The following is a 26,607-nucleotide window of genomic DNA, read 5'->3' on the forward strand; positions in this document are numbered from 1 at the left end:
CGCCGCTACCGGCACCTGACTCCATACTGCACAGGTATGGTCCGCCATCGTCGACGGGCCGCATACCTGGAGGAGAACAGTGGTGAAACGTGGGTTCGTAGTAGCCGTCGGGGGCGCGGCGGTCATCATCGCCGGTTTGTCGGGCTGTTCGTCGAGCGAGAAGAAATCGGAATCGGGTGGTTCGGCGGCGACGGCTACGCAGACCGCCACCGTGTCGGCTCCGGGAGGCAACGTCACGGCCAGCACCGGGACGGGCACCGCCAAGGTCACCATCGACGGCAAGGACCACGCGGTCCAGGGCTCGGTGGTGTGCGCGACGGTCGCGAACACCGTCAGCCTGACCATCGGGCAGGCACCGACGGGCGTGAGCGCCACTCTCACGCCCGGTGATCCGCCGACGGTCACCGCCTTGGCGCTGGGCAACATCGACGGGGTGTCGCTCGGCTACACGCCCGGAGTTCCCGGCGGCAGCGCCGATGCCACCAAGGACGGAAACACCTACACGATCAAGGGCAACGCCACCGGGATGGACATGGCCAACCCGACCGCAGGAGCCATCACCAAGCCCTACGAAGTGGAGATCACCTGCCCCTGACGATGGCGCACGAGGATGGGTCCGGTGGCTGTTCGGCGTGCCGAGCGGCCCCGGCTCACCCTCGAACCCGGCGGGATGTGATGTGCTTGGTCCATGGCGGCCAAGCGGATTCTGTGTTTCGGTGACTCACTGACCTGGGGCTGGGTGCCCGTCGCGGACGGCGCACCCACGGAACGGTTCGCCCGCCATGTCCGCTGGACAGGCGTGCTGGCCGACCGGCTCGGTGCCGACTACGAGGTGATCGAAGAGGGGCTCAGCGCCCGCACCACCAACCTCGACGACCCGACCGACCCGCGGCTCAACGGCGCCGCCTATCTGCCGTCCTGCCTGGCGGCGCACCTGCCGCTGGACCTGGTCGTGATCATGCTGGGCACCAACGACACCAAGGCCTACTTCCGGCGCGAGCCGCTGGACATCGCGCTCGGTATGTCGGTGCTGGCGACGCAGGTGCTGACCAGCGCGGGTGGAGTGGGCACGGTCTACCCCGCTCCGCAGGTACTTGTGGTCGCGCCGCCGCCGTTGGCGCCCATGCCACATCCCTGGTTCCAGCTGATCTTCGAAGGCGGGCAACGCAAATCGGCCGAGCTTGCCAGGGTCTACAGCGCTCTCGCCTCGTTCATGAAGATCCCGTTCTTCGATGCGGGCTCGGTGATGAGCACCGACGGGGTCGACGGCATCCACTTCACCGAGGCCAACAACCACGACCTCGGCGCAGCCCTGGCAGAGCAGGTCCGCGCGCTGGTGCCGGCATGAGCCGACGCATCCTGGGCATCCTCGCAGTGCTCGCTCTGCTGCTGGGCATCGTCAGTTGCTCGTCGGCACCCAAGCCCGCCGACGTGTTCGCCTCGTTCGCAGATGCCCTGCAGCGCAAGGACGCGCACGCGGCCGCCGAGCAGACCAGTGATCCGGCCACGGCCGAAAAGACGATCACCGCGATGTTCAACGGCATGGGCGATCAGGCCAAGCTGGCCGTCGGTTCGTCACCCACCGACGGCCAGGAGAACGGTTTCACGCTGAAATACCAGTGGTCCTGGGGCCAGCGGCACGACTTCGCCTACGACACCACGGGATCGGCCGCCAAGTCCGGCGAGAACTGGCGCATCACCTGGTCCCCCACCCTGCTGCACCGCGACCTGAAAGACGGCCTGAGCCTTCAGTACAGCCAGGACAGCGAGCTGCAGACACCCGTGCTCGACCGGACCGGTCAGCCGTTGATGAGCTGGCAGACCGTCGGGGTCATCAACCTGGAGCGCACCCATCCGGAATCGGCGGCGACCCTGGCAGGACTGCTCAACCAGTTCGACCCGACCACCACAGCGGATTCCATTGCCGCACAGCTCAACGGGACACAGGATGACCGCGTCACCGTGATCAAGCTGCGCGAAGACGATCTGGGCAAGGTCCGCGATCAGCTCACGCCCATCCCCGGCGTCACCGTCGTCGAACAGGGCCAGTTGCTCACGACCAACCGGGAACTGGACTCGCCGGCGATCGGTGGCCTTGAGCAGATCTGGCACGACCGCATCACGCGATCGGCGGGGTGGTCGGTCTATCTCGTCGACGCCAAAGGCGCTCCGGCACAGCGGTTGATCTCCACGCCACCGGCGCCGACCGACCCGGTGAAGACCTCACTGGACATGCGGTTGCAGTTGCTGGCCCAGCATGCCGTCGCGGGTGAATCCCGGCCGGCCGTGCTCATCGCCCTGTCGAGTTCGACGGGCGGCATCCTGGCCGCGGCGCAGAACGCGGCCGCCGATCCGCAAGGTGCGATTGTCTTTTCCGGGCTGTACCCGCCGGGTTCGACGTTCAAGACCATCACCACCGCGGCCGCCCTCAAGGCCAATCTCGTGACACCCCAGACCCCGGTCGCCTGCCCTGGGCAGGTGACCATCGAGAACCGGACCATCCCCAACGAGAACAACTTTGACCTGGGGACGGTGCCGCTGAGCTCGGCGTTCGCGCATTCCTGCAACACCAGCATGGCGGCGCTGGCCGACAAGCTGCCCGCCGACGCCCTCACCAACACCGCACGCGATTTCGGCATCGGCGTGGACTTCACGGTGCCCGGCCTCACCACCGTCACCGGCAAGGTGCCCAACGCCGACACCGCCGCTCAGCGCGTCGAAAACGGCATCGGGCAGGGCACCGTGACGGTCAGCCCGTTCGGGCTCGCGGTCGCCGAGGGCAGCCTGGCACATGGTTCGACCATCGTGCCGACACTGGTCGACGGCGAGAAGACCACCGCCGACAAGCCGTCGGTACCGTTGTCGCCCAATGTGGTTGACGCGTTACGCGCGATGATGCGCCAGACCGTGACAGAGGGCACCGCCGCCGAACTCCGCGACATTCCCGACCTCGGCGGCAAGACCGGTACGGCCGAGTTCGGCGACAACACGCACTCGCACGGTTGGTTCGCCGGCATCGTCGGCGACATCGCGTTCGCGACGCTGATCGTCGGTGGCGATTCGTCGGCTCCGGCCGTCACACTCACCGGCGAATTCCTCCGCCCGGCGCTGGCCAATACCGGCTAGCACTACCGCGAGAATGGCGGTATTCGGCACCCTGGATTGGGTGTCAGCAGCGACGACACCGAAGTGCTGGAGAGACAGGATTTAGTCATCGCCGACACAGGCGACCAGCACCGAGGAGACCACCATGAAGAACCCGATGAAGTTCGCCGCCGCCGCACTGGCCGCCGCCGCGATCGGCGGAACGGTCGCACTGGCTCCCATCGCAGCCGCCGAAACCCAGACCGCCAACACCGCAAGCGGAGCCAGCCCGCTGGTGCCCTACGGCACCACCCCCGACATCCCGTACCGGCTGGGCTACATCGACTCCAACCACGACGAGGCCAACACCACCACCAACAACGTGGATCTGCCGTTCTGATCCGTCAGCTTCGCGATGCGGTGGCGTACAGATGCACCAGACCTGACGCCACCGCGAACCGCGGACCGTGGATCCCGTCGATGTTGGCCCGGCCCACCACCACCGGGACCGTCCGCAGGGATTCACCCACCGTCCGCAACAATTCGTCGTCGAGTGCCCCGCCGCCGGCCAATACCAGTGCCGTCGGCGGCTTTTCGAATGCGGTGAGGCATCGCGCGATGTTCGCGGCGACCGTCTCCTGTTTGATCGCCAGGCGCAGGCTGCGCCACTCCTCGGCGGCCAGCTTGTTCGAGAACGGGACCAGGCCCGCGCTGCCCCGGGTGCACAACCGCCCGATGGCATCGGCGGGAGCAGGGTTGTCGAGGAACACCCGCCTGCCGTCTTCTTCGTGTGCGACGTGTGGCCCCTCCACGCGCAGTGCCGGGGTCCGCTTCACCCGCTCGGCCAGAGCCCGCGGAATGTTGAGCATCCGGGCCACCGCGACGGTGATGGTCTCTCCCGCTCCCGCCGCGGTCACCGTCCGGTCGGCGCCGACCAGATCGATGGTGCCGCCGCCGATATCGCACACGACAGAATCCGGCGGCAGCCCTGGCGTCGTACGTGCCCCGCATGCCGCGGCTTCCGGTTCGCTCGCGATGGTGAACGCTGGGCGCCCCGTCAGCTCCTGTAGCGTGGCGGCCGCGTCGGCGACGTGGTCGGCGGCCAGCAATGCCACGACCGTGCCGCGGGCGTCGGCGACTCCCCGGCGCAGCCACGCCCCGTTGTCCAGCGCCGAAAGATCGGTGAAAAAGGCGTCGTCGACCGTGATTTCGTGGTCGGCGGTGGGGATGGAGCGCAACCGGATCCGCAGCGGATCTCCCGGCGGGTCGCGCCGCAGGATGCTGTGCGCCTGCGCAGGCGAGTAGCGGACAGACGTGCCGTCGACGGTGAATTCGACGTAGTCATCGTCGACCGCGGGCGGCTCGGGCGGCGCGGTGCGCGGGGTCACCGCGATCGCCGGGGCGTCGGCGAGTTCGCGGGTGAACTCGGCGATGTCGGGCAGTTGCTCGTGCTCGAGTTCCAGTGCGGCGCACAGCGCGATCGGATCGGCAAGGGCCCGGTAGGCCCGTCCCTCGGGCACCACCTCCACGGCGACCAACACTCCCGGCGCGAGCCCGGCCACGTCGACCTCGTCGACCACCGGGATGTCGATCGGGATGCGGTTGCCGATCAGCACCGCGTCGTCCTGCGCGGCGATCACGCCGCTCACCGACCATCCGCCCGCGAGCGCAGCGGTGATCGCGGCGGCAGCGACCTCGAAATCGGTGTTCCCGTCGACGGACACGATGACCTGGCCGGCCTGGACCGGGCCGGACAACGCGGCCAGCGGCGCGTGGCGCCCCACGGCGAATCCGCTGCCGGCCGGCGTACTGGCGTCCGGCTTGCGCAGGCTGCGCACCGGCGAGCGGGGCGACGACGCCGGTGGCAGCGGCGCGGTGTCGGTGTCCACCGGGCGGATCGCCGACAAGACGAGCACCTCTGCGCGCACTCCCGCGTCGACCTCGATCCGGTGCAGCAGGGCCGCGGCCCCGTCGAGCGAATCGCGGGATCCCTTGCGGCCCCGGGTCGGTGCCTGCCCATGTCCGACAGGTTGCACGGCACCGTCGTGCACGCGGGCCAGCACGATCTCGGTGGTGTGGTTGCCGATATCGATACCCGCGACGATCACCGCAACAGGCCCCGGCGGGCGTAGACCACGGCGGCCTGGCGCACCAGTTCGGCGCAGCGGGAAGCGCCACGAGCGGTCAGTGAGGCCTGCAACGCGTCGAGTTCGGCGGCTGTGGAGCGGTACGGGCGCAGCGCCTCGTACAGACCCATCACCTCTTCGTCGTCGATGATCGCCAATTCGGCTGCCCGCCTGAAGTTCTCGGCGAGCTGAGGGTTGCCGTCCCGCTCGGCGACCGTGGCCTGGTGGGCCAGCACGGCGGGGTCCATGCGCAGATCCGACAGCTCCAGCTTGCCGTCGACGGCCGCGGCGACGGTGAACTTCTCGCTCATGCTCGTGCCACCTCCACCGTCATCGGGCCCTGGCCCGGTTCACTGGCCTCACGCTCCAGCGCGACGAGCGCCACCGCCCGCGCGTGGTAGCGCGCCGATATGGACTCGTCGGTGCCGCCGGTGAGGATGGGGATGGGCGCCATGCCCTTGGCGTGCCGGGCCGCGTTGCGGCCGAGCTCACGGTAGTTGCGGGCGGTCAGCAGCGGGGCCACGCTGAACAGCTCGAGGTTGGCCAGTGGCGCCAGGTCACGACGGTGGATAAGGGCAGTCCCCTTGCCCTGCAATCCGATTCCGATGCCGGACCCGGAGAGTTTGGCGGCGGTCAACCCGATCAGCCCGACGTCAATGGTCGAGCGCACGCGGACGAACCGCGGCACACATCCTTCCTCCTCGAGCCCGGCGGAGATCTGGCGGATCACCTCGCCGATGGTCAGCCCGCACAGGGTCAGCCAGACACTGCGGCCCAACGCCGGGGACAGGCCGATGCACACCTCACGGGGGTCACGGCCTTGGCGTGCCGGTTCGACATCGGTGACGATGATGTGCCCGGCGTGTTCGGCCTGATCGGCCGTCAACTCTGCGGCGCTGCGTTGCTGGCGGATGTCGTCGATCTCGGCACGGCGCTCCTCGCTCAGGGTGTACCCGGTACCCGGGCCCGCGTAGTCGTTGGGGTCGGTGATCTTGGACAGCACCCGGAACTGGTCGTCGAAGATCGCCGAGGTCTGTAACTGGTCGCCCTGCATGCGTTCTCGCGTCAGACGCATGATCGCCTCGGCTTCTTCACCGAAGCCGGTTCGGTACAGCGAGGCAACCACGTCGAACACCGTGAGTTGCTTGGCCTCGATGGCGGCCGCCGCCTCGGCGACGGCCTTCGGGTCACCGGGCGGCAGATCGCGAGATCCGTTGGCGGCCACCACCTCGTCGATGTGGCTGTCATCGAAGTCGGCAAGGCCGAGGTCGCGGTACACCGCCTGCACGGCTTGGGCCGCGCGGCGTCGCACCCGGGCCAGATGTTCGGCAGGTACCGTCCGCAGCCCGCCGTCGGCACCCCAATCACGTTGCAGAACAAGGAAATCGTCCATGTCATCGGAGTTGAAGTTGGACAGTGCGAACGCATTGTCGTAGCGCGGGATCGAGCCGAACCCGGAGAAGATGAAGTCTGCCCCGGCCAGCAGGACCGGCAGAGTATGGGCGCTACGGCGGATGTCGGACTCGGAGATCAGGTTGTCGTTGCCCGCACACGATTCCAGGTCGCGCATCATCACCATGAGGTTCTCGGCGAGCAGCTCCTTCATCCCCTCGGGCACCGAGGCCACCACCCCGACCCCGTCGATGCCGCCGTTCTGCACCCCTTGTGATCCCAGCGCGCGGGCCAGCGACACACACCGCGATTCCAGGTAGAGGATCGAGCACTTCTCCGCCGCCCCCATGAGCACCTCGGCACCGCCCCCGCTGGTGACCCGCATCTTCAACCCGCGCGACGCGTAGGCGCTGGTGAGGATGGCCTTGGAGAACGGGGTGTCGTCGCCGTCGACGAACACCTGCTCGGTGCCGTAGATGGAGATGGTCTCGGCGTAGCTGGTCAGCCCGCGCAGCCCCAGCCGCAGTTCCAGGGCTTCCTCGATGGAGCACTGCGCCATCGCGCCGGGCGTCCCGACCTGCGAACCGATCAGCAGTGCAACGGCATTCGACGGCGCGTCGCCGAGCACCGGAACAGTCGTCTCGACCTCGCGGAAACCGTAGGCGACCGCGCTGGCCGCGTCGGCGGCGATCAGCAGCGGGTCGTCGAGCTGGTTGGTGACGTGCGCCTGATTGCTCGGCGTGCGGCGAGCCCGCATCTTGGCCATCGCCATCTGCATCTCGACCGGAGTCATCACCGCGATCACCCGCGCCAACTTGGCTGGGGTGGTGCCGCCGATCAGCCGAACCACCTCCGCGCGCGGCACCCCGGGGTCGACGGCCATCCGCGCGAGCGCGACGTCGGGACACGCCATTGCCTCGGCGGCGACGTCGAGATCCAGTCCGTAGCGGGCGATGAACTCATCGATGACGTCGAAGTCGGCGGCGGTCTTGCCGTCCATTTCGACGACCTGTCCGTCTCGCACCTCCAGCGACGGCTGCGGATCGTTGGGGCTGCTCATCGCGGCCAGGCCCAGATCGGGGTTCGTGACACTGAAACCGTCGAGGTTGACCGGTTTCGCATCGAGAATCCGCATCCGGCCCAGGGTCACACCATCGCCATCCGTCACGGCAACCATTTTGCGCGAGTGGCGGTTTTTGGTCTACCCAATACGCGTTTTTGGTGTCAGGTACCCGTCGCGACCTCGAGAGCCTTGAGCGAGTCCTCCAGGTGACTGAGCATCCGCTGCAGATGCGGCACACTGCGCCGGCAACCGACCAGACCGAAGTCCAGATTGTCGCCGTTGTTGGCGAGCGTGATGTTCATGGCCTGGCCGTCCAGCGCGATCGACAGCGGATAGTTGCCGTCGAGCCGGGCCCCCTTCCAGTACAGCGGCTGCCGCGGCCCCGGGACGTTGGAGATGACGAGGTTGAACGGAGGGGCAGTGGCCTTGACGAAGCCCGGCACCGCGGCCAGTCCGAGCGGCGCGATCATCAAGGCGGACAACGCCAATGCCTGCACCCGAGGCAGTTCGGCGAAGATCTGCTTGTTGCCGCGCATGGACTCGCTGATGATGGTGAGCCGCTCGGCGGGATCGTCGCGATCGGTGGCGAGGTTGCACAGGATCGACCCGACCAAGTTGCCACCCGCGTCGGCCTCGTTTTCGGAACGCAGGCTGACCGGGACCATCGCGATCAACGGACGGTCCGGCAGTGCGCCCTGTTCCAGCAGATATGCCCGCAGCGCGCCTGCGCACATGCCGAGCACCACGTCGTTGACGGTGACGCCACTGGCCTCCTTGATCCGCTTGAATCGCTCCAGCGGCCACGACTGCGCCGCCACTCGGCGCGCGCCGCCGATCTTGACGTTGAACATCGTCTTCGGCGCGGCGAACGGCAACGTGAGCTGCTGTTCGAGCAACGCGGCACGGGCCAGTTTCACCGTCGACGGCGCGATCCCGACGGCGGCACCTGCCGCATCGGTCACGGTGCGCAACAGCGACGGGCTCTGGTGCTCGCGCTTCTTGCGCGGCAGGTCCCACGGCACCCGCACCTCGGTGTCGGCCGGATCCTCCGAGAGGGTGCGCATGATCAGCTTGAGTGCCGACACCCCGTCGATCAACGAGTGGTGCAGCTTGGTGTAGACCGCGAACCGGCCGTCGGCCAGGCCCTCGATCAGATGGGCCTCCCACAGCGGGCGATGCCGATCCAGCAGACCGCTGTGCAACCGTGAGGTCAGTTCGAGCAGGTCACGCACCCGGCCCGGCGACGGCAGCGCCGAACGGCGCAGGTGGTAGTCAAGGTCGACATCGTTGTCGTAGGTCCAGCCGACGTTGGCGATGCCGCCGAGGATGGTGGCCGGATGTTTGCGGAACACGGGCTGAAAGTCGGTGTGCGCGACCATCTCCTCGTACAGCTCACGCACGAATTCGGGGCTCGCGCCGGCCGGCGGCTCATAGAGCGCCAGACCACCGACATGGAACGGGTGCTCACGCGTCTCAGCGATCAGGAACATCGAATCGGTGGGCGACATGAACTCCATGTGCCCATTGAACGCTTCGGCGCGCACCGGCAAGGGAGAAACCGGGGCGTCAGTACAACGTCGTCTCGTAGTGCTCGTTGGTGATGTCGATCAGCCCGCTCACGTCGATTCCCATGGCGGTGGCCATCTCACCCATCTCGGCGCCGATCGCGCAGTAGAAGTTCGCACCGCCCAGGAGCGCATCGGCCAGTCCGGGATCGGGGTTCCACATGCGGGAGCGGATCAGCGCCTTGCCACATTGGTAGAACACTTCCTGGATGCGGACGATCGTGGCGAGCACCGCGGGCTTGCCGTCGGCCGCGAGCATGTCGAGCAGATCTGGATCGTCGGTGACGAAGGCGTCGCCGTTGACCCGCAGCACCTCGCGGACACCCGGAACCAGGAACAGCACGCCGATGCCGGGGCGCTCGACGAGGTTGCGGAACGTGTCGATGGCCTTGTTGCCCGGCCGGTCGGGAATCGCCAGGGTCCGCGAATCGAGAATCTTGACCGAACCGGGCGGGTCGCCCTTCGGGCTCGCATCGACCTGCCCGGCGTCGTTGACGGTCGCGACGACGTAGAAGGTGCTGTGCGCGATGAACCGCCGGGCGAACTCGCCGAGGCTGGAGGTCTTCTTCTCCTCGATGAATTTCGGTGGATAGCCGATGATTTCGCGGATGCGCGACAGATCGATGGGCTGGTATCCGTCGGCTGCGGTGTGGTCCATGTCAGATGTCCAGTTCCAGCCGGGGCCCGACAGCGCGGGACACGCAGATGAACATGCGGTCGTTGGCGGCGCGTTCCTGCTCGTCGAGGATGTCGTCGCGGTGGTCGGGCGTACCGTCGAGCACCGCGGTCTCACACGTGCCGCACAGTCCCTCGCGGCACGACGCCGTCACGGGTACACCTGCGTCACCGAGCGCGTCGAGGATGCTTCGTCCCGGCGGCACTGTGACGGTCTTGGCCGAACGGGCACAACGTACTTCGATTTCGGTGTCGGGGCGCGTCGGCTTGGGTCGCGATGCGAACCGTTCGATGTGCAGCGCGCCAGGGGGCCAGTGCGTCATGCGCTCGGCGATGGCGGCCAAGAGTGTTTCGGGTCCGCATGCGTACACGCCGGTGCCTGTCTGCGGTTTCGACAGCAGGTCATCCAGCGGAATGCGGCCGGTTTCGTCACTCACGTAGAACTCGGCTGCGCCGCCGAGCTCCGCCAGCTCGCCCGTGAACGCCATCCCGGCCGCACTCGACCCCGCGTAGACCAGCCGCCATGGCTTGCCTCGCTCGGCGGTTTCCCGCACCATCGCCAGGATCGGCGTGATGCCGATGCCACCGGCGATGAACAGGTAGCGGCCGTGTTCCCGGAGCGGAAAGTTGTTGCGGGGGCCGCGAATTGCGAGTTTCTGCCCGGGGCGGAGAAAGGCGTGGACGTATTCGGAACCGCCGCGGCTGCGGACCTCGCGCCGGACCGCGATGCGGTAGGTGTCGCGCTCGGCCGGTGGCCCGCACAGCGAATATTGCCGCGTGATGCCCGTGGGCAGCACGACATCGACGTGCGCGCCCGGTTCCCAGGCCGGCCACGGCGAGCCGTCGGGGCGGGTCAGCGACACCGACACCACGCCGTCGGCCTCGAGCCGCAGCTGCCTGACGACCGCCGGTTGATCGGCAACTCCCACACTCATTCGCTCGCCTCTATTGAACAATGATCAAGAACCACTATCCACTACACTTGATCAACGATCAAGGCGTCAAGTTTTCGAGGAGCGGCGGCGTGGGACTGGACCGGGAACAGGTGGTCGCGGCCGGCCTCGAGGTGCTCGACGACATCGGCCTCGATGCGCTGACCATGCGGAAGGTGGCCGATCACCTTGGCGTGCAACTCAACACCGTGTACTGGCATGCCGCGAGCAAGCCCGCTCTGCTCGCGGCCATGGCCGATCTGATGCTCGCAGGCTGCGCCGACGAACCACTTCCGCAGCAGTGGCGGGACCGGTTGCGCGAGCTGGCGCACCGCTACCGCAACGCGATGCTCGCGCACCGCGACGGCGCCCGCGTGGTCGCCGGAACGTTCCCGGTGGAATCGCGCACCCTCGAATTGGGCGACGCGTTCGTATCGACGCTGCTGGCAGGCGGCATCGAGCCGCGCACCGCCGCATGGTCAGCCTGGGCCATCGCGTACTACACCATGGGCATCACCCAGGAACAGCAGGCATATCACGCACTGGGCCGGCCGGTGCGCCTCGCCGACGCGGTCAGCCCAGACCGCTATCCCGCACTGGCGCAGGTCGCCGAGTTCTTCGGCGCAGGAGACTTCGACCAGCGCTTCGACTTCGGGCTCGACCTGCTGATCGCCAACCTGCGCCAGCGGTGAGCTACGGCTCCTTCGCCAGCACGTTGATGGTGTGGAACGTGGGATCGCTTGCGCCGTGCAGCTTTCCGCCACCGTCGGCGATCTCGCGCAGATAGGTGATGATGTCCGCGTCGATCCGCTCACCAGGCAGCAGCGCCGGAATGCCCGGCGGGTAACTGGCGATCGACTCGCAGGAGATCCGTCCTGCGGCATCCTCCACCGCCACCTGCTCGGCCTCGCCGAGGAACGCCTCCCGCGGCGGGATCGCCACCTCGTAGCCCAGCGACGCGGCAGGCGGAACGATCAACGGGGTGTCGCCCGGCACCTTGAGCCGCTTGACCACCTCTTCTACGTCGCCCGCCACCCGCAGCAGGTTCGCGGTGGATTCGCCGAGGCCGATCACCAGCACGATGGTCGCGTGCAGCGGCAACTCGACATGCACGTCATAGCTCTGCCGCAACGCATCGGCGATCTCGTACCCGGTCCGGCCGGTGTGCCGCACATCGAGCACGATGCGCAGCGGGTCGTAACCCGTCACGCCCATCCGGCCGACCATCGACTCGTCGACGAGGTCGATCCCGTCGATGCTCTTCAGCTTCTCGCTGGCCAGCCGGATGGCCACCAGAGTTTCGCTCAGCAGCTGCTCACCGTGCATGACCAGTTGGCGTCGTGCCGCGTCGAGCGAGGCCATCAACAACGACGACGGACTCGTCGACCGCAGCAGCCGCAGCGCGCGGCCGACCGCGCCGATGTCGACCCGCCCGGTGTCGGCGATGTGCAGCATGGCGGCCTGGGTCAGGGCGCCGGCAATCTTGTGGGTGCTGGTCAGCATGGCGTCGGCACCCTGCGACAGCGCCGTCGGCGGCAGCGCGTCATGGAAGCCGAAGTGCGGGCCCCACGACTGGTCGACGATCAACGGCACGCCGCGCGAATGCGCTGCCTCGGCCAGCCCCACGATGTCGGCGGCCATGCCGAAATACGTCGGCGACACGATGAACGCGGCTCTGGCGTCGGGAGTGTTGTCCAGCGCATCGGCCAGGGACTGCGGCGTCACGCAGTGCGCGACGCCGAGCACGTCGTCGTACTCGGGCGCCACGAAGCTGGGGATGCCGCCGGAGAGCACCAACCCGTCGACGATCGAGGCATGTGAATTACGTTGCGCCACAATACGAGTACCCAGCGGCGCCAATGCCAGGCACAGCGTGTGGTTGCCCTGCGTCGCGCCGTTGGTGAGGAAGAACGACCGCGCCGCACCGAACGCCTCCGCCGCGAGCCGCTCGGCCTCGACGTACGGCGACGGCTGCGGTCCGATGTCCACACCCCAGAGCCCCAATGGCACATCGGAGGCGAGGGCGTCGATGCCGATCGCCTTGACCAGCGCAGGGTCCGCGCCGGGACCACCCTTGTGGCCGGGCGTGTGATAGCGCGCCGCACCGCGGAACGAATACGCCAGGACCGCATCGAGATACGGCGCATTCGGCTGTTCAGCGGCGCCCATCAGTTTCCACCCTTCGCTTCGGCGAGCTCCTCGGCCGCCTCACGCGGCACCACGATGACCGGGACCGGGGCATGCCGGACGATCTTGGTGGCCCGCGACCCGAGGAACACCCGCGCCACGGGTCCCGTCTCGCTCGACCCGATCACCAGCACTTCACCGGGCTCCCATTCGATGCTCTCGAAGGCCTCGTCCCAATCGGTTCCGTGGCCGAGCACGATCTCGGGCCGGGACGCCTGCGGCTGACCGCCCGACGACAGTGCCTTCTCGGCAGCGGCGTAGATGTCTTCCGTCCACTCCGCCAGCACCGCGCCGTGCTCGTCGCGGAAGCGCGCCGTCTCGGGAGGCGAGAGGTGGACCGCGAACGATGCCAGCCGCAAGGCACACCCGTACTCGGCTGCCATCGCCCGCGCCGAGACCAGCAGCAACGAACTCTGTTCGCCACCGGTGAAGGCCAGCGTGATCCGGCTGATCTTCTTGCCGGAGGACCGGAACCCACGGGGAGCCACCGCGACCGGTAGGTGCGAACTGTGCAGCAGCCGGTCGGCGACACTGCTCAACGAGATGTACCCGAACTGACCCGAATCGGACGATCCGGTGACGATCACGCTGGCCTGGTGCTGCGATGCGGCCTCCAACAAGCCGGCGGACGCCGACTTCGCGTGGACCGTGACGAATTGGGCCGACACATCGGCGTCCAGGTCCTCGCGGGCCTGGGCGACGGCGGTGTCGACGAGTTCGTCGATGTAGGCGCGGTACCCCTGGTCGGCTCGGGACAACCCCGGCGTCCACGGCGCCGGGATGACCACGCACACCAGCACATCCGCGCCGCTGGTGCGCGACAGCATGCCCGCCAGACTGAGCACCGCCTTGGCCCGCCGCTTGAGCGGATACCCGACGAGGATGGTCATGGCTGGGGCTCCTCCTTCGCCGCGTCCAGCCCGACGTGCTCGTGTCTGCCGAGATGTGAGTGACTGCGGGCGTAGACGAAGTACCACACCAACGCCAGACCCACCCAGATCACGAAGACATAGATGGTCACGGTCCGCAGGCTGGCGATGATCCACAGCGCACCGAGGACCGACAGGATCGGCGTGATCGGGTACAGCGGCACCTTGAACGTGCGGGGCAGCTCGGGCGCGCGGCGGCGCAGCACGATGACGCCGATGGACACCGTCACGAACGCGGCCAGGGTGCCGACGCTGGTCATCTCCGCGAGGAAGTTGATGGGGATGAAGCCCGCCAGGATCGCGATGACGACCGCGACGATGATGGTGTTGGGCACCGGGGTCAGGGTCCGCGGATTCACCTTGTGGAAGATCGGCGGGATCATGCCGTCGCGCGACATCGCGAAGAGGATGCGGGTCTGCCCGTATACCGACACCAGGGTCACGCTGAAGATCGAGATGATGGCGCCTGCGGCCAGCACGGTGCCGGGCCAGGCCTGTCCGGTGACGTTCTCCAGGATCTTCGCCAGTCCGGCTTCCTGACCGTCGAATTCGCCCGACGGCTGGGCGCCGAGCGCGACCAGGGCCACCAACACGTACATGACCGTCACGGTGATCAGCGAGATCATGATCGCCAACGGGAGATTGCGATGCGGGTTCTTGGCCTCCTCGCCCGCGGCGGCCACACCGTCGAGGCCCACGAAGGTGAAGAAGATGATGCTCGCCGCCGTGGTGACGCCGCCGATGCCGTGCGGTGCGAACGGTTGCATGTTGTCCGTGTTGAAGCCCTGGATGCCGATGAGGACGAACATGACCAGCACGGCGAGTTTGATGGCGACCATGATCGCGTTGGTCTTGGCCGACTCGCTGACGCCGCGGATCAGCAGCACCGCACACATCAGGATGAGGATGATGGCGGGCACGTTGCAGATGCCGCCCTCTTCGGGCGCGTTGGACAGCGCCGAGGGCAGTTGGAAGTGGAAGACGTTGAGCAGGAACTGGTTGACGTACTGCGACCAGCCGACGGCGGTGGCAGCACCGGCCACACCCCATTCCAGCAGCAGGCACGCGCCGACACCGAGGGCGACCACTTCACCGAGCGTCGTATAGGCGTAGGAGTACGAGGAGCCGGCCACCGGGACGGCGCCCGCCAGTTCGGCGTAGCACACAGCAGTCAGGCCTGCGACGACCGCGGACAGCACGAACGACCACAGCACGGCCGGGCCCGCGATGGGGACCGCCTGGCTGAGGATGAAGAAGATGCCGGTGCCGATGGTGCCGCCGATGCCGATGGCCGACAGACCCCACAGCCCGATACTTCGCTTGAGCTCGCTTTTTCCGGTGTCGGCACCCGTTTCGGCGTTGATCATGCCCACGGGTTTGCGGCGCAGGGCCTGCTCTGTGAGAGATGCCACGAGTCCTCCTCAGTAAGACGCCGTTGTCTGACTAGCTGCTGCTACGTGGTCGGCCGCCGGCTGCGTCAGCGAGCGTCCCGGCGGTCAGGCTACGACTGCACTGTTCAGTGGACTGCCGTTATGCAACAGTGGTGCGATATTGTCGGAATTGGTACCCACATCGTGATGTGAAGCCGTAGCGCCGAATGAGGAGTTGGCGGGGACAATACCCGCCGCGCGCCCGCCAAATGACTTGGCGTGGGTGATGTTCAGGCCAGCAGCGGCGGATGCGCCATCGATCGCGACGCGTTGGCCAGGGCGGCCCGGTCGACACTGAACAAGTCGGCGATGGCGTCGAGGATCATCGATTCCATCAGCGGGACCGTCATCTCGTAGAGGCCCAGCAGAGTCTGGATGGCCAAACCGTCGGTCAGAGCGACGATCCGGGTGACGGCGTCATCGACATTGCCGTTCGCCTGCAGCACCCCTCGGGCGATCCCGTCGTTGATGCACTCGGTGAACAATGTCCGCCAGAGGTTCATGATGCGGTGAATGTGCTTGCGCAACTCGCGATTTCGCGTGCTGGCCGCATAGAACTCGACCCACAGCCCCCAGGCCATGTCGAAATCCTCGTCGGTGACGATGAACCGCGCCAGGCGCGCGATGCGGACCAATGGCTCGTCATCCTCGGTGACGCAGCGGCGCCATCCGTCCCGGCTCTGCTCGGCCGACGCGCGGAAGGTTTCCAGCACCAGGCGGTCCTTGGTGCGGAAGTAGTGCTGGATCAGTCCGACGGAGACGCCGGCCTCCTCGGCGACGTCAGCCAACCGGGTGGAATCCACGCCGTTGGTCACGATCACCCGTGCCGTAGCTGCGACGATGGCCGCGCGGCGGGCGTCCATGTGTTCGGGGTTGGACGCCCGAAATCGGGCCGTCGCCGCCGGCTGGGAGGGGCGAAATGCTTCTGACATGGGATGACGCTATAATATGTTCAAATTATTAACAAGAGTTTGCGTCGTGGCGCCTCAGCGAGGGTCCATGCGCCGATCGTCACCGCCGTGTGCCCCGAACACCGAAACGTAAAGTGGCACGGACTTATTGGACGCTAAAGCGTCCTTCGGCCGGTGACTTTTGCCAAACTCGTCAAGCCCGGCGAATATCCGGGCCCAGGGTGATGGGAGGGCCGTTGAGCTCCACCGAACCGATCGACCACGATCGCGCACCGTACGCCGACGCGATGCGCGCCTACGGCGAAGGTGACTGGGTCAGGGTGCACGTGCCCGGCCACATGGGCGAACCGAAGCGCCACCCGCTGCTCGCGGAGTGGTTCGGCGACCGGGTGCTCGAACTCGATGTACCGCCGCTGATCGAAGGCGTCGACATCACGCCGGACCCGACCCCCATCACGCAGGCCCAGCGGCTGGCCGCCGATGCCTGGGGCGCCGCGAGGACCTGGTTTCTGACCAACGGCGGATCGCAGGCCAACCACCTCGCGGTGATGTGCGCCCGCCAGCTCGGCCGCACCCTCGTGGTGCAGCGCAGCGTGCATTCCAGCGTCGTCGACGCCCTGGTGCTGGCGGGCCTGAGCTCGGCGTTCGTGCACCCGTCGGTCGACGACCACCTGGGCATCGCGCACGGCGTCACCGCCGCCGACCTGTCCGCCGCGCTGGACGCGAACCCCGACGCCGCCGCAGCGCATCTCATCACGCCCAGCTACTTCGGCTCGGTCAGTGACGTGGCAGCGCTGGCCGAGGTCGCGCACGACCACGGGGTGCCCCTCATCGTCGACGAGGCCTGGGGCGCGCACTTCGGCTTCCACCCTGCGCTACCCGCCAATGCCCTGTCCAAGGGCGCCGACCTGGTGTGTTCGAGCACCCACAAGCTCGGCGGCAGCCTGACCCAGTCGGCGATGCTGCACCTGGGTGCCGGGCCATACGCCAAGCAGTTGGAGCCCATGGTGGTCCGAGGTCTGCACACCGTGCAGTCGACGTCCACCAGCGGCATCCTGCTGGCCTCCCTCGACCTGGCCCGCAGGCAACTGGCCACCGGGCAGGCGCGGATCGGCGACTCGATCGCGGTCGCCGACGAGATCCGCGCCCGGGTCCGGGCCCACGGCCGGTTCCGCATCGCCAGCGACGACTTCCTGCAGTTCCCCGACGTGATCGCGGTCGATCCGCTGCGGGTCGCCATCGACACCTCGGCGGGCGGCATCAGCGGCGTGCGAGCCAGCAAGGTGCTGATCAACGAGCACAGGATCCACGTCGAGGTTGCGACCGGCGCGGCGATCGTGATGGTGATCGGCGCCGGGTCTGCGCCGGACGTCGACCGCATCGTCAACGCATTGCATGCGCTGCCGGAGGAGAACGGCGGCGGCGAGGACCACTCCGCGTTGAAGGTTCCCCCACCCGGCGAAAGCCGGATGACCGTGCGCCAGGCGTTCTTCTCCCCCGTCGAGGTCGTCGGAGTCGACGCGGCGGTGGGACGCGTCAGCGCCGACACGCTGGCCGCCTACCCGCCGGGCATCCCGAATGTGCTGCCGGGCGAGGTCATCACCGCCGAACTCATCGACTTCTTCCGCGGCACGACAGCTCACGGCGGGTATGTCCGCGGCGCCGTCGACCGCGCCGTGACCGGCTTCCGCGTGGTCGCCGAGTAGCACGCCGAACAGAACTGGAAGGAACCATGACCGACGTCATTTACCGCAATGCGGTCGTCCACACCGTCGACCCCGACCAACCGACCGCGTCGGCCGTCGCCGTCACCGGTGACCGCATCACCGCGGTCGGCGACGACGCCACCATCGCGGCCCTGGCCGGCCCCGAAACCCAGATCGTGGACCTCGGCGGCCGGCTGCTGCTGCCGGGATTCGTCGACGCGCACAACCACCTGCGGCTCGGCTCGGATGTCGCCAGCGCCCAATTGGCCGGTGCCGCAACGCTCGACGAGGTCTACCGCAGGCTGACCGCATGGATCGAGGCCAACCCCGATGCATCGTGGATCGAGGGCGAGAGCCTGGACTACAGCGCGTTCCCGGCGGGCCAGATGCCCACCGCCGCCGACCTCGACGCGATCACCGGCGACAAGCCCGCGTTCGTGCTGACCTACGACGTGCACACGGCCTGGCTCAACACCGCCGCGCTGCGGTTCCTCGGCATCACGCGTGATCACACCGAGCTGCCCTTCGGCACGGCCAAGCTCGACCCGGTCACGGGCGAACCCACTGGATTCCTCACCAACTTCGCGGTCAAGGGGCTGGCCCGCGACGGCCAGCGCGCGATGGCCGAATTCCTGCCGTGGGCCTCGGAGGACCGGCGCTACGGGCGGCTGTTGTCGAGCCTGGACATGGCCATCGCCAACGGGCTGACGACCGTCGTAGAACCGCAGAACTCGCTCGACGACATCGGCCTGTTCACCCGGGCCCGCACCGAAGGAAGGTTGAAGTCACGGGTGATCGCCGGGCTGTTCCATCCGCGCGGCACCCCGGCGTCGGACCTTGCCGACTTCGCCGCGGCGATCACGCAGTATCAGGACGACCAGTTCCGGCTCGGCCCGCTCAAGCTCTACATCGACGACGTCGTCGAACCGCACACCGCAGCCCTGCTCGAGCCGTACTACAACGAGCCGGGCAACCGCGGCGCCACCTATTACGAGCCGACGGAGTTCGCCGAGGTGCTCACCGGCCTGGACGCGGCAGGCTTCCAAGCCTTCGTGCACGCCACCGGTGACCGCGGCATCCGCACGGTGCTCGACGGTGTCGCGGCGGCCCGCGCCGCCAACGGCCCCCGCGACGCCCGGCATCAGATCGTGCACGTCGAGTGCCTGCACCCCGACGATGTGGCGCGGTTCGCCGAACTGGGCGTGGTGGCCTGCATGCAGCCCCGCCACGGGGCCCCGGATGTGGCCGGGCCGGGCAAGGACTGGGCGGAGGCCATCGGGCCCGAACGCTCGGAGCACGCCTGGGCGTTCCGCAGCCTGCAGCGGGCCGGCGCGGTGCTGGCCTTCTCCAGCGATTGGACCGTCGCCGAGATGGATCCGCTGTCGCACCTCTACACCGCGGTGACGCGCCGCGGCCGCGGCGACACCCCGGCCTGGGTCCCCGAACAGGGCATCACGTTGGACGAGGCGGTGTACGCGTACACGATGGGCAGCGCCTACGCGAACTTCTGTGAGGACAACCGCGGTTCGATCACCCCGGGCAAATACGCCGACTTCGCGGTGGTCTCCGACAACATCTTCGCCGGGCCGCCCGAGGCCATCCGCGATGCGACCATCGACATGACGATCGTGGGCGGCGAGATCGTGTTCGACCGGGCAGCCGCCATAGCGTGACGGCGCCGACGGGCCGACGGCGGCGCCGAGTTCGACGAAAACGTCGTAAATCCCGAACGGACACAACGTTTTCGTCGAACTCGCGGACGGCACTACAGCATCTCAGAACCGCTCGTCGATGAGGGCCAGCCGCTGCGCCGCCACCGCCAGGGCAGCTTCGCGCGGTGTCACACCGTTGGCCTCGGCGTAGTCGAACATGTTGTCGCTCAACGTCTTCATGCGATCGGCTATCTTGGCGAACGACTGCTCGGGGGTGCCGTCGATGTCGCCGAAGAACACCCACCACCACCAGGCATTGGTCGCCGAATTGGCGACGAAGTCCGGCGACACCGTGACCCCGCGAGCCGCCAGAGTGGCCTCGGCGTCGGGCAGTACCGGCATGTTGGCCGCCTCGACGATGAGCTTCGCCTGCACCTGGGCCTGGTTGGAATCGTCGATGCAGTAGGACATCGCGGCGGGTACCAGCACGTCGGCCGACACACTGAGCCAGTGGTCGGCCGGTAGCTGGATGTCACCGTCGCGCAGCTGGCTGCGGTCCATGCCGCCGGTGGCGTCACGGGTGAGCAGCAGGCGCTCGACGTCCAGACCCGCCGGATTGGCCACCACGCCATGTACGTCGACGATGCCGACGATCCGCACGCCCGCCTGCGCCAGGTAGCGGGCCGTCGCCCCGCCCATCGACCCGAAACCCTGTACGACAGCCCGGGTTTCGGCAGGCTGCAGGCCCAGGCGAGCCATCGCGGCCAACCCGGCCTGCGCGACGCCGTAGCCGCCAACCAGCTCGTCGAGCTTGACCCCGTCGACCACACTGCTGAACGCCGTCTTCATCCTGGCGTCGGCACCCGCCTTGTCGTCGATCACCTGGTACGCGGCCTCGATCGAGCTGGTCAGTCCGATCGCCGCGATACCGCGGTCCACCGCGTCCTGGCGGACCCCGAAATCCTCACCCATGGTCCAGCGCTGCGCGATCAGCGGTTTCATCGCGGCCAGATACCGGAACAGCACCTGCTCGGCGTCCGGACTGTACGGGTCGAAATCGATGCCGCCCTTGGCCCCGCCCAGCGGAACGTAGCGGGCGCCGTCCTCGTAGTGCATGGCCTCTTTGAGCGTCATGCCCTGCGCCAAGCCACGGACCTCGGAGAGCGTGCAGCCTGCCCGCATCCGCAGCCCGCCGCTGCTGATGCCACGGACCAGCCGGTCGATCACCAGGTAGCCCTTGGCCTGCGTGACCGGATCGGTCCAGGTGACTTCGAAGAAGGAGTCAGCCATGGTTCACGCCTTCACGAGCCGCGCGAGCACCTCGTCGGCGGCCCGCCGACCGGAGCGGATGGCGCCGTCCACATGCATCAGACCGATGCCTGCGATGTCCGAACTGGCGAAACTCAGCGGGCCGATCGACCGGCGCATGTCCGGCCCGAACCGCACCAGCCCACCGGGGCCGAAGGTGGGCGAATAGGCGCCGCGGGTCCACGGGTCGGCGTGCCAGCTGCTTTCCGCGAAATCGATCGGGTCGAGAGCCTGCGGGCCGAAATAGGCCGCGAAGGACTCCAGGACGGCAGCCCGCCTGCCCTGGGCGTCGAGGCGGGCCACCCGGTCGGCGGCCGAGGCGACGATGAAGCCGATGAGCACGCCTTCGCGGCCGTCGGGCAGCGTGTTGTCGTACACCTCGTGCACGGTGAGCTCCGGGCCGAACCCGGTGCCGGACAAGCCCTCGTCGCGCCAGAAGGGCCGCGGGTAGAACGCCTGCACCTTGATCACCAGGCCCTGGGTGAAGTTCTCGTCCATGGTCATCCGCCAGGACGGCAACGCCGGGTCAAACCGTATGCCCGACAACAAGTTCGGCGGCACAGCCAGGATCGCCGCGCGGGCCGCGACGGTGCCGTCGGCCGTTTCCACCGTCACCGAATCATCGGTCCAGTGCACGGCGCGCACCGCGCTGTCGAGCCGCACTCGGGGACCCAACCGTTCGGCGAGCCGCAGCGGAATCTGGCTGAGCCCGCCGACCAGCCGGCTGTTGAGCACTTCGTCGGCATCGGCGAGGTGGCCGACTCCGCCGCTGGTGGCCGCCAGCCACGCCGCCGCCAGCACCGAGAACTGCACGGTGTCCTTGGTCATGAACGCGGCGACGATCTTGCCCACCGCGGCGACCGCCTCCGCGTGGCCGCTCTGCGCCCACAGCCACGCGTCGAACGTGGTGCCGTCCAGCTCAGTGGCCTGCGGGTGTTTCCACGGATCGTCCGGGTCCACCTCTTTGGTGATCCGGTCGAGGGCCTCGAAGATCCGGTCCACCGCGGCTACCCCTTCGGCGTCCAGCGGCAACTGCTCATGGGCGTGCGTCTGACGTCGCCCATCGGTGCCGACATATACGTCGGCGCCGCCCCTGGGCCGAACGAACTCCTCGATGCCCAGCTCTCTGGCCATCGCGAGCGCCGCATCCTGGTAGGGCGCCAGCCACTGCCCACCCATCTCGACGTATCGGCCGTCGCGCTGTTCGGTCAGCAGCCGGCCGCCGACCCGATCACGCGCTTCCAGCACCACGACGTCGTGTCCGGCATCCACGAGGGTCTTGGCGGCGGTCAGTCCGGCGGCGCCGGCTCCGACGATGACGACATCAGTCTGTTCGGCCATGCCGCGCACCATATCCCCACGCGGGACCGCGTGAATGCCGTTGGAGCGCAATAGTATCGGCCTACTTGCCGGCTTCAGACAAAAACCCCGCCACCTGCATCGGCAGGCGCGGGGTCTATGGCGGTGGCGGAGGGATTTGAACCCTCGGACGGGGGTTACCCGTCACACGCTTTCGAGGCGTGCTCCTTAGGCCGCTCGGACACGCCACCGTGTGGCAGCTTACCGAACGCCGGCCGTGGGCCCTAATCCGCTCGCGAGCGTCTACCGCTGCGCCGAGAAGAAGCCCTCCAGCAGCGCGGCGCATTCGTCGGCCAGCACCCCGCCGACCACCTCCGGGCGGTGGTTGAGCCGCCGGTCGCGCACCACGTCCCACAGCGAACCCACGGCCCCGGTCTTGGGTTCCCACGCCCCGAACACCACCCGTGCCACCCGGGCCAGCACCAACGCCCCGGCGCACATCGTGCAGGGCTCGACGGTCACGGCCAGCGTGGCACCTTCCAGTCGCCAGCCGTCACCGAGCACCTGCGCGGCCGCCCGCATCGCCACGATCTCGGCGTGGCCCGTCGGGTCGCCGGTGGCCTCGCGGACGTTGGCGGCGCGGGCCAGCTCGGTGCCGTCGGCCGCGACGACGACCGCGCCGATCGGCACGTCGCGGGGGCCTGCCATCCGGGCGGCGTCCAGCGCGGCGCGGATCAGGCGTTCGTCAGACGAGGTCACCGATTGAGTCGGTCGAGCACCGCCGACAGCTCGTCGGCGAAGCCCATCTCCCTGGCGATGCGGCCGAGCTGCTCGTCGGCGTACAGATCGGTCTCGTCGAGGATGACCCCCAGCACCGCCTCGGGCAGCCCGACATCCGAGAGCAGCCCGAGGTCACCCTCCTCGAAGGGGTCGGCGTCGTCGAGATCGTCGGGGTCGATGTCGGCGTCGAGGGTCTCGAGCACCTCAGCGGCGATGTCGTAGTCCAGCGCCGCGGTGGCATCCGAGAGCAGCAGGCGGGTTCCCGCGGGCGCCGGACGCACGATGACGAAGAACTCGTCGTCGATGTCCAGCAGCCCGAACACACACCCCGAGCTGCGAAGTTCCCGCAACTCGGTCTCTGCGGCGGACAAGCTGTTCAGTGAGGCCGAACGCATCGGCGCACACCTCCATTTGCCCTCCTCGCGGACGACGGCCACGCCGAACCCGTCTGGCAGGTCGGCCGGCGCGCGCTGTGCTCCCATGTGCGCCTACGGTAGTCGCCGACCAGGGATTTTGACCAGGCATCGCTGTCCACCTCTGCATGAGGGTGTGCCAATCTTGGTAGGTGACAAACACACCCGTATGCGTGGTGGGACTCGGACTGATCGGCGGCTCGCTGATGCGGGCGGCTGCGGCCGCGGGCCGCGAGGTGTTCGGCTACAACCGTTCGGTCGACGCGGTCCGGGAGGCCCGGTTCGACGGATTCGACGCCAGCGAGAACCTCGACGCGACGCTGCAGCGCGCCACCGAGAGCAACGCGCTGGTCGTGCTCGCGGTACCCATGCCTGCGCTGCCCATCATGTTGGCCCACGTCCGCGACAGCGCACCGAACTGCCCGCTGACCGATGTGATCAGCGTCAAAGGTGCTGTGCTGCAACAGGTTCAGAAGTTCGGGCTGCTGGACCGATTCGTCGGCGGGCACCCCATGGCCGGCACCGCACACTCAGGCTGGGCCGCCGGTAACCCTGCGCTGTTCGTCGGCGCGCCCTGGGTGGTCAGCGTCGACAGCCACGTCGACGCCGAGGTGTGGGCGCAGGTGACCAGGCTGGCGCTGGACTGCCGCGCCGTGGTGGTTCCGGCCTGCTCAGAGGAGCACGATGCGGCCGCCGCCGCCATCTCGCATCTGCCGCATCTGTTCGCCGAGGCACTGGCACTCAACGCCGGCGAGGTGCCTCTGGCCTTCGCGCTGGCCGCCGGCTCGTTCCGGGACGGCACCCGGGTCGCGGCCACGGCCCCGGACCTGGTGCGGGCCATGTGCGAGGCGAATGCCGGACAACTGCTGCCTGCCCTGGAGCACGGCATCAAGCTGCTCACGCAGGCCCGCGACAGCCTGGCCGCCACGGGCTCACTGGCCGACCTCGTCGAGAGCGGCCACGCCGCCCGGATGCGCTACGACAGTTTCAGCCGGCCGGAGATCGTCACCACCGTCGTCGGCGCCGAGAACTGGCGCGACGAACTGGCTGCCGCGGGCCGCGCGGGCGGCGTGATCAGATCCGCTCTGCCAGTCCTGGGTAGTCGATGATGAACCCGTCGGGATCGACGGTGATGGTGGTCTCGGACACCGGCGAGAGCAGCTCTATACCCGTCGGTGTGCCGGTGTAGGTGATGTTCGCGGCCTCCACCGACAGCTCGGGCAGCCGGACGTAGACCACCGGCAGCGTCACCGACTCGTTCGTCAGGTGCAGGCCCGTGCGCCGGATCGGCAGCGCGTTGAAGAACGGGCTGAAGATCACATCGACGTCGAGTGCGCCCTCGTAGCTCGACCGCTTGGTCTGGTTGTGATCCTGCACCAGCCACATGTTCTCTTCGTCGCGCGCGATGGAGAGCTGGCGCTCACGCTCGGCGAGGGTGACGGTGAGCGACAGGCGCTTCGTCGCACCCGTCTCGTCGGTCACCAGATCGTATGACGCCGCGAACGCGGGGTGAGACGTGGTGGCAGCAGCCACTATTCGCCCGTTCGCCTTGATGCGTTTGCCCGTCAGCTGCACCCGCACCCACTCCATCCGGGGTACGTCGTTCGCTCGCCACGTCAGCACGGCCGGCCAGGCGGATGCCGGCTCGACGGACTGCTCGTCTGTGCGTTCGGCTTCACTCACCCTTCTACCGTATGCGACGGACTGCCGCCTTCGTGGGGGAGTCCCGAACTCCCGCGCGTTGCTGTTGGTCGCGATTCGAGAGCCACCTCGTCGCCGAGCAATGGCTGGGGCATCTCCCCCGCGCCGCCACCCCAGCGCCTCATCCGGCCGGTGCCTGGCACCGACAACCAGACGGCAAACGCCAGCGCCGCATCGAGGATCAACGCCAGCGCGGTCACCATGAGCGCACCGACGAGCGCGATGTGGAACTGCCGCACCTTGATCCCGTCGATGAGGTACCGGCCCAGCCCACCGAGGCTGGCATAGGCCGCGACCGTAGCCGTCGCAACCACCTGAAGCGTCGCGGTGCGCAGCCCGCCCAGGATCAGCGGCAGCGCGTTGGGAACTTCGACCCTCAGCAGCACCCGGCTTTCGGTCATGCCCATCGACCGGGCGGCATCCACCACGGCCGGGTCCACATTGGCGATCCCCGAGTAGGTGCCCGCCAGCAGCGGCGGTATGCCCAGCAGCATCAAGGCCACCGTCGGCGGCACCAGGCCGAGCCCCCACAGCAGCACGCCGAGCAGCAGAACGCCGAGGGTGGGCAGGGCGCGCAGCGCGTTCACCCCGGTGACCACCAGGAAGGTGCCGCGCCCGGTGTGCCCGATCAGCAGCCCGATGGGAACCGCGATCAGCACCGAGAACACCACCGCGATGGCGGTGTACTGCAGGTGTTCGACGATGCGGGCGGAGAGCCCGGCGGGCCCGCTCCAATTTGCCGCGGTGAAAATGAAGGTCAGCGCCTGGTTCAGGAAGTTCATGCGGCCGCCTTGGCGCGAGGAGTGCGGGACCTGCGGTTCGTGCGCGTCCAGGGCGTGATGACCTTGCCCAGCAACATGATCAGGGTGTCGATGACGACGGCCAGCACGAAAATCGCGATGATCCCGGCGACGATCTGGCTGCTCTTGTTGGCTTGGTACCCCTCGGTGAACCAGGTGCCCAGCCCGCCGATACCGATCACCGAGCCGACCGACACCATCGAGATGTTGGTGACCGCGACGACCCGAAGGCTCGCGATGAGAACCGGGATCGCAAGGGGAAGTTCGACTTTGACGACTCTGACCCACGGCCGGTAGCCGACCGCGGTGGCCGCGTCCAGCACCTCCGCCGGCACGGCGTCCAGCGCTTCGGGCACCGCCCGCACCAACAGTGCGGTGGTGTAAAGGGTCAGCGCCACAATGACATTGGCTTCATCGAGGATGCGGGTGGGGATGATCAGCGGCAACACCACGAACAGCGCCAACGACGGAATGGTGAAGATGATGCTGGCGACGACGGTGGTGAACCGCCGCACCGTGGTGGTGCGCTGCACCAGCGCACCCAGCGGCACGGCGATCAGCAACCCGAGGATGATCGGCACCAGCGACAGGCGCAGGTGGATCACGGTGAGCGCCCAGGCCTTGTCGAGGTGGGTCAACAGGTACGTCACATCG

The 26,607-nt window shown here is 68.1% G+C and carries 25 protein-coding genes and 1 tRNA gene; 8 read left to right on the forward strand and 18 right to left on the reverse strand.

Features of this window, described 5'->3' with window-relative positions:
- Nucleotides 1-82: 82 nt before the first annotated feature.
- The 4 genes from BST13_RS16645 (at nucleotide 83) to BST13_RS16660 (ending at nucleotide 3,484) form a co-directional block, all read left to right on the forward strand.
- Entirely contained in the window at nucleotides 83-595 is a 513-nt protein-coding gene (locus BST13_RS16645) for a lipoprotein LpqH (RefSeq protein WP_083165128.1), read from the forward strand.
- Nucleotides 596-688: 93 nt separating this feature from the next.
- On the forward strand, nucleotides 689-1,348 hold the full coding sequence (locus tag BST13_RS16650) for an SGNH/GDSL hydrolase family protein (protein ID WP_083165129.1): 660 nt from the start codon (nucleotides 689-691) through the stop codon (nucleotides 1,346-1,348).
- Nucleotides 1,345-3,126: a penicillin-binding transpeptidase domain-containing protein gene (locus BST13_RS16655; RefSeq protein ID WP_083165130.1), complete on the forward strand. Its 1,782-nt coding sequence runs from the start codon at nucleotides 1,345-1,347 to the stop codon at nucleotides 3,124-3,126. Before BST13_RS16650 ends, BST13_RS16655 begins: the two co-directional genes overlap by 4 nt.
- Nucleotides 3,127-3,250: 124 nt before the next feature.
- Nucleotides 3,251-3,484 carry a hypothetical protein gene (locus BST13_RS16660; protein ID WP_083165131.1) on the forward strand — a complete coding sequence of 78 codons (234 nt, stop codon included), beginning with the start codon at nucleotides 3,251-3,253 and terminating at the stop codon, nucleotides 3,482-3,484.
- A gap of 4 nt (nucleotides 3,485-3,488) precedes the next feature.
- Here the strand turns inward: BST13_RS16660 and BST13_RS16665 are convergent, their stop codons facing one another.
- The 6 genes from BST13_RS16665 to BST13_RS16690 form a co-directional block, all read right to left on the reverse strand.
- Nucleotides 3,489-5,189 (reverse strand): diol dehydratase reactivase ATPase-like domain-containing protein, encoded by a 1,701-nt coding sequence (locus tag BST13_RS16665; RefSeq protein ID WP_083165166.1) that lies wholly within the window; start codon nucleotides 5,187-5,189, stop codon nucleotides 3,489-3,491.
- On the reverse strand, nucleotides 5,189-5,521 hold the full coding sequence (locus BST13_RS16670; protein ID WP_083165132.1) for a diol dehydratase small subunit: 333 nt from the start codon (nucleotides 5,519-5,521) through the stop codon (nucleotides 5,189-5,191). The genes BST13_RS16665 and BST13_RS16670 overlap by 1 nt, the downstream gene beginning before the upstream one ends.
- Nucleotides 5,518-7,737, reverse strand: a complete 2,220-nt coding sequence (locus BST13_RS16675; RefSeq protein WP_083165165.1) for a propanediol/glycerol family dehydratase large subunit — start codon at nucleotides 7,735-7,737, stop codon at nucleotides 5,518-5,520. Before BST13_RS16675 ends, BST13_RS16670 begins: the two co-directional genes overlap by 4 nt.
- Nucleotides 7,738-7,826: 89 nt before the next feature.
- Nucleotides 7,827-9,182 (reverse strand): WS/DGAT/MGAT family O-acyltransferase, encoded by a 1,356-nt coding sequence (locus tag BST13_RS16680; protein ID WP_083165167.1) that lies wholly within the window; start codon nucleotides 9,180-9,182, stop codon nucleotides 7,827-7,829.
- A gap of 49 nt (nucleotides 9,183-9,231) precedes the next feature.
- Complete coding sequence (locus BST13_RS16685; RefSeq protein ID WP_083165133.1) at nucleotides 9,232-9,888, reverse strand: MSMEG_1061 family FMN-dependent PPOX-type flavoprotein; 657 nt, start codon at nucleotides 9,886-9,888, stop codon at nucleotides 9,232-9,234.
- 1 nt (nucleotide 9,889) lies between these two features.
- Nucleotides 9,890-10,840, reverse strand: a complete 951-nt coding sequence (locus BST13_RS16690; protein ID WP_083165134.1) for a PDR/VanB family oxidoreductase — start codon at nucleotides 10,838-10,840, stop codon at nucleotides 9,890-9,892.
- An 89-nt stretch (nucleotides 10,841-10,929) separates the two neighbouring features.
- Between BST13_RS16690 and BST13_RS16695 the strand changes: the two genes are divergently transcribed.
- Nucleotides 10,930-11,529, forward strand: coding sequence for a TetR/AcrR family transcriptional regulator C-terminal domain-containing protein (locus tag BST13_RS16695; protein ID WP_211296105.1), 600 nt, complete (start codon nucleotides 10,930-10,932; stop codon nucleotides 11,527-11,529).
- 1 nt (nucleotide 11,530) lies between these two features.
- Here the strand turns inward: BST13_RS16695 and BST13_RS16700 are convergent, their stop codons facing one another.
- The 4 genes from BST13_RS16700 to BST13_RS16715 form a co-directional block, all read right to left on the reverse strand.
- Nucleotides 11,531-13,006 carry an aminotransferase class I/II-fold pyridoxal phosphate-dependent enzyme gene (locus BST13_RS16700; protein WP_083165136.1) on the reverse strand — a complete coding sequence of 492 codons (1,476 nt, stop codon included), beginning with the start codon at nucleotides 13,004-13,006 and terminating at the stop codon, nucleotides 11,531-11,533.
- Nucleotides 13,006-13,914, reverse strand: coding sequence for a universal stress protein (locus BST13_RS16705; RefSeq protein WP_083165137.1), 909 nt, complete (start codon nucleotides 13,912-13,914; stop codon nucleotides 13,006-13,008). The genes BST13_RS16700 and BST13_RS16705 overlap by 1 nt, the downstream gene beginning before the upstream one ends.
- Complete coding sequence (locus BST13_RS16710) at nucleotides 13,911-15,320, reverse strand: amino acid permease (RefSeq protein WP_211296107.1); 1,410 nt, start codon at nucleotides 15,318-15,320, stop codon at nucleotides 13,911-13,913. Before BST13_RS16710 ends, BST13_RS16705 begins: the two co-directional genes overlap by 4 nt.
- Before the next feature lie 293 nt (nucleotides 15,321-15,613).
- Nucleotides 15,614-16,315: a TetR/AcrR family transcriptional regulator gene (locus BST13_RS16715; protein WP_083165139.1), complete on the reverse strand. Its 702-nt coding sequence runs from the start codon at nucleotides 16,313-16,315 to the stop codon at nucleotides 15,614-15,616.
- Nucleotides 16,316-16,530: 215 nt separating this feature from the next.
- Between BST13_RS16715 and BST13_RS16720 the strand changes: the two genes are divergently transcribed.
- Complete coding sequence (locus BST13_RS16720) at nucleotides 16,531-18,000, forward strand: aminotransferase class I/II-fold pyridoxal phosphate-dependent enzyme (RefSeq protein WP_211296106.1); 1,470 nt, start codon at nucleotides 16,531-16,533, stop codon at nucleotides 17,998-18,000.
- 26 nt (nucleotides 18,001-18,026) lie between these two features.
- Complete coding sequence (locus BST13_RS16725) at nucleotides 18,027-19,673, forward strand: amidohydrolase (RefSeq protein ID WP_083165141.1); 1,647 nt, start codon at nucleotides 18,027-18,029, stop codon at nucleotides 19,671-19,673.
- A 102-nt stretch (nucleotides 19,674-19,775) separates the two neighbouring features.
- Here BST13_RS16725 and BST13_RS16730 read toward each other — a convergent pair whose 3' ends face one another.
- The 5 genes from BST13_RS16730 to BST13_RS16750 form a co-directional block, all read right to left on the reverse strand.
- Entirely contained in the window at nucleotides 19,776-20,942 is a 1,167-nt protein-coding gene (locus BST13_RS16730) for a Glu/Leu/Phe/Val dehydrogenase dimerization domain-containing protein (RefSeq protein WP_083165142.1), read from the reverse strand.
- A 3-nt stretch (nucleotides 20,943-20,945) separates the two neighbouring features.
- On the reverse strand, nucleotides 20,946-22,301 hold the full coding sequence (locus BST13_RS16735) for a flavin monoamine oxidase family protein (protein WP_083165168.1): 1,356 nt from the start codon (nucleotides 22,299-22,301) through the stop codon (nucleotides 20,946-20,948).
- Nucleotides 22,302-22,419: 118 nt separating this feature from the next.
- Nucleotides 22,420-22,510 (reverse strand) — tRNA-Ser (locus BST13_RS16740).
- Between the two features lie 52 nt (nucleotides 22,511-22,562).
- The gene (locus tag BST13_RS16745) at nucleotides 22,563-23,018 is read right to left on the reverse strand and encodes a nucleoside deaminase (protein ID WP_083165143.1); all 456 of its coding nucleotides are present in this window, start codon (nucleotides 23,016-23,018) and stop codon (nucleotides 22,563-22,565) included.
- Nucleotides 23,015-23,521: a tRNA adenosine deaminase-associated protein gene (locus BST13_RS16750; RefSeq protein WP_064944884.1), complete on the reverse strand. Its 507-nt coding sequence runs from the start codon at nucleotides 23,519-23,521 to the stop codon at nucleotides 23,015-23,017. Before BST13_RS16750 ends, BST13_RS16745 begins: the two co-directional genes overlap by 4 nt.
- An 83-nt stretch (nucleotides 23,522-23,604) precedes the next feature.
- Here BST13_RS16750 and BST13_RS16755 point away from each other — a divergent pair, with 83 nt between their 5' ends.
- Complete coding sequence (locus BST13_RS16755; protein WP_095533577.1) at nucleotides 23,605-24,561, forward strand: prephenate dehydrogenase; 957 nt, start codon at nucleotides 23,605-23,607, stop codon at nucleotides 24,559-24,561.
- Here BST13_RS16755 and BST13_RS16760 read toward each other — a convergent pair.
- From BST13_RS16760 to BST13_RS16770, 3 genes are read right to left on the reverse strand one after another with little or no spacing between them, the layout of a single operon-like run.
- Complete coding sequence (locus BST13_RS16760) at nucleotides 24,527-25,135, reverse strand: putative glycolipid-binding domain-containing protein (RefSeq protein WP_083165145.1); 609 nt, start codon at nucleotides 25,133-25,135, stop codon at nucleotides 24,527-24,529. The genes BST13_RS16755 and BST13_RS16760 overlap by 35 nt on opposite strands.
- The gene (locus BST13_RS16765) at nucleotides 25,132-25,935 is read right to left on the reverse strand and encodes an ABC transporter permease (RefSeq protein WP_083165146.1); all 804 of its coding nucleotides are present in this window, start codon (nucleotides 25,933-25,935) and stop codon (nucleotides 25,132-25,134) included. The genes BST13_RS16760 and BST13_RS16765 overlap by 4 nt, the downstream gene beginning before the upstream one ends.
- Entirely contained in the window at nucleotides 25,932-26,603 is a 672-nt protein-coding gene (locus BST13_RS16770) for an ABC transporter permease (protein ID WP_083165147.1), read from the reverse strand. The genes BST13_RS16765 and BST13_RS16770 overlap by 4 nt, the downstream gene beginning before the upstream one ends.
- Nucleotides 26,604-26,607: the final 4 nt, after the last annotated feature.

Source organism: Mycobacterium aquaticum, assembly GCF_002086485.1.
Taxonomy (GTDB): domain Bacteria; phylum Actinomycetota; class Actinomycetes; order Mycobacteriales; family Mycobacteriaceae; genus Mycobacterium; species Mycobacterium aquaticum.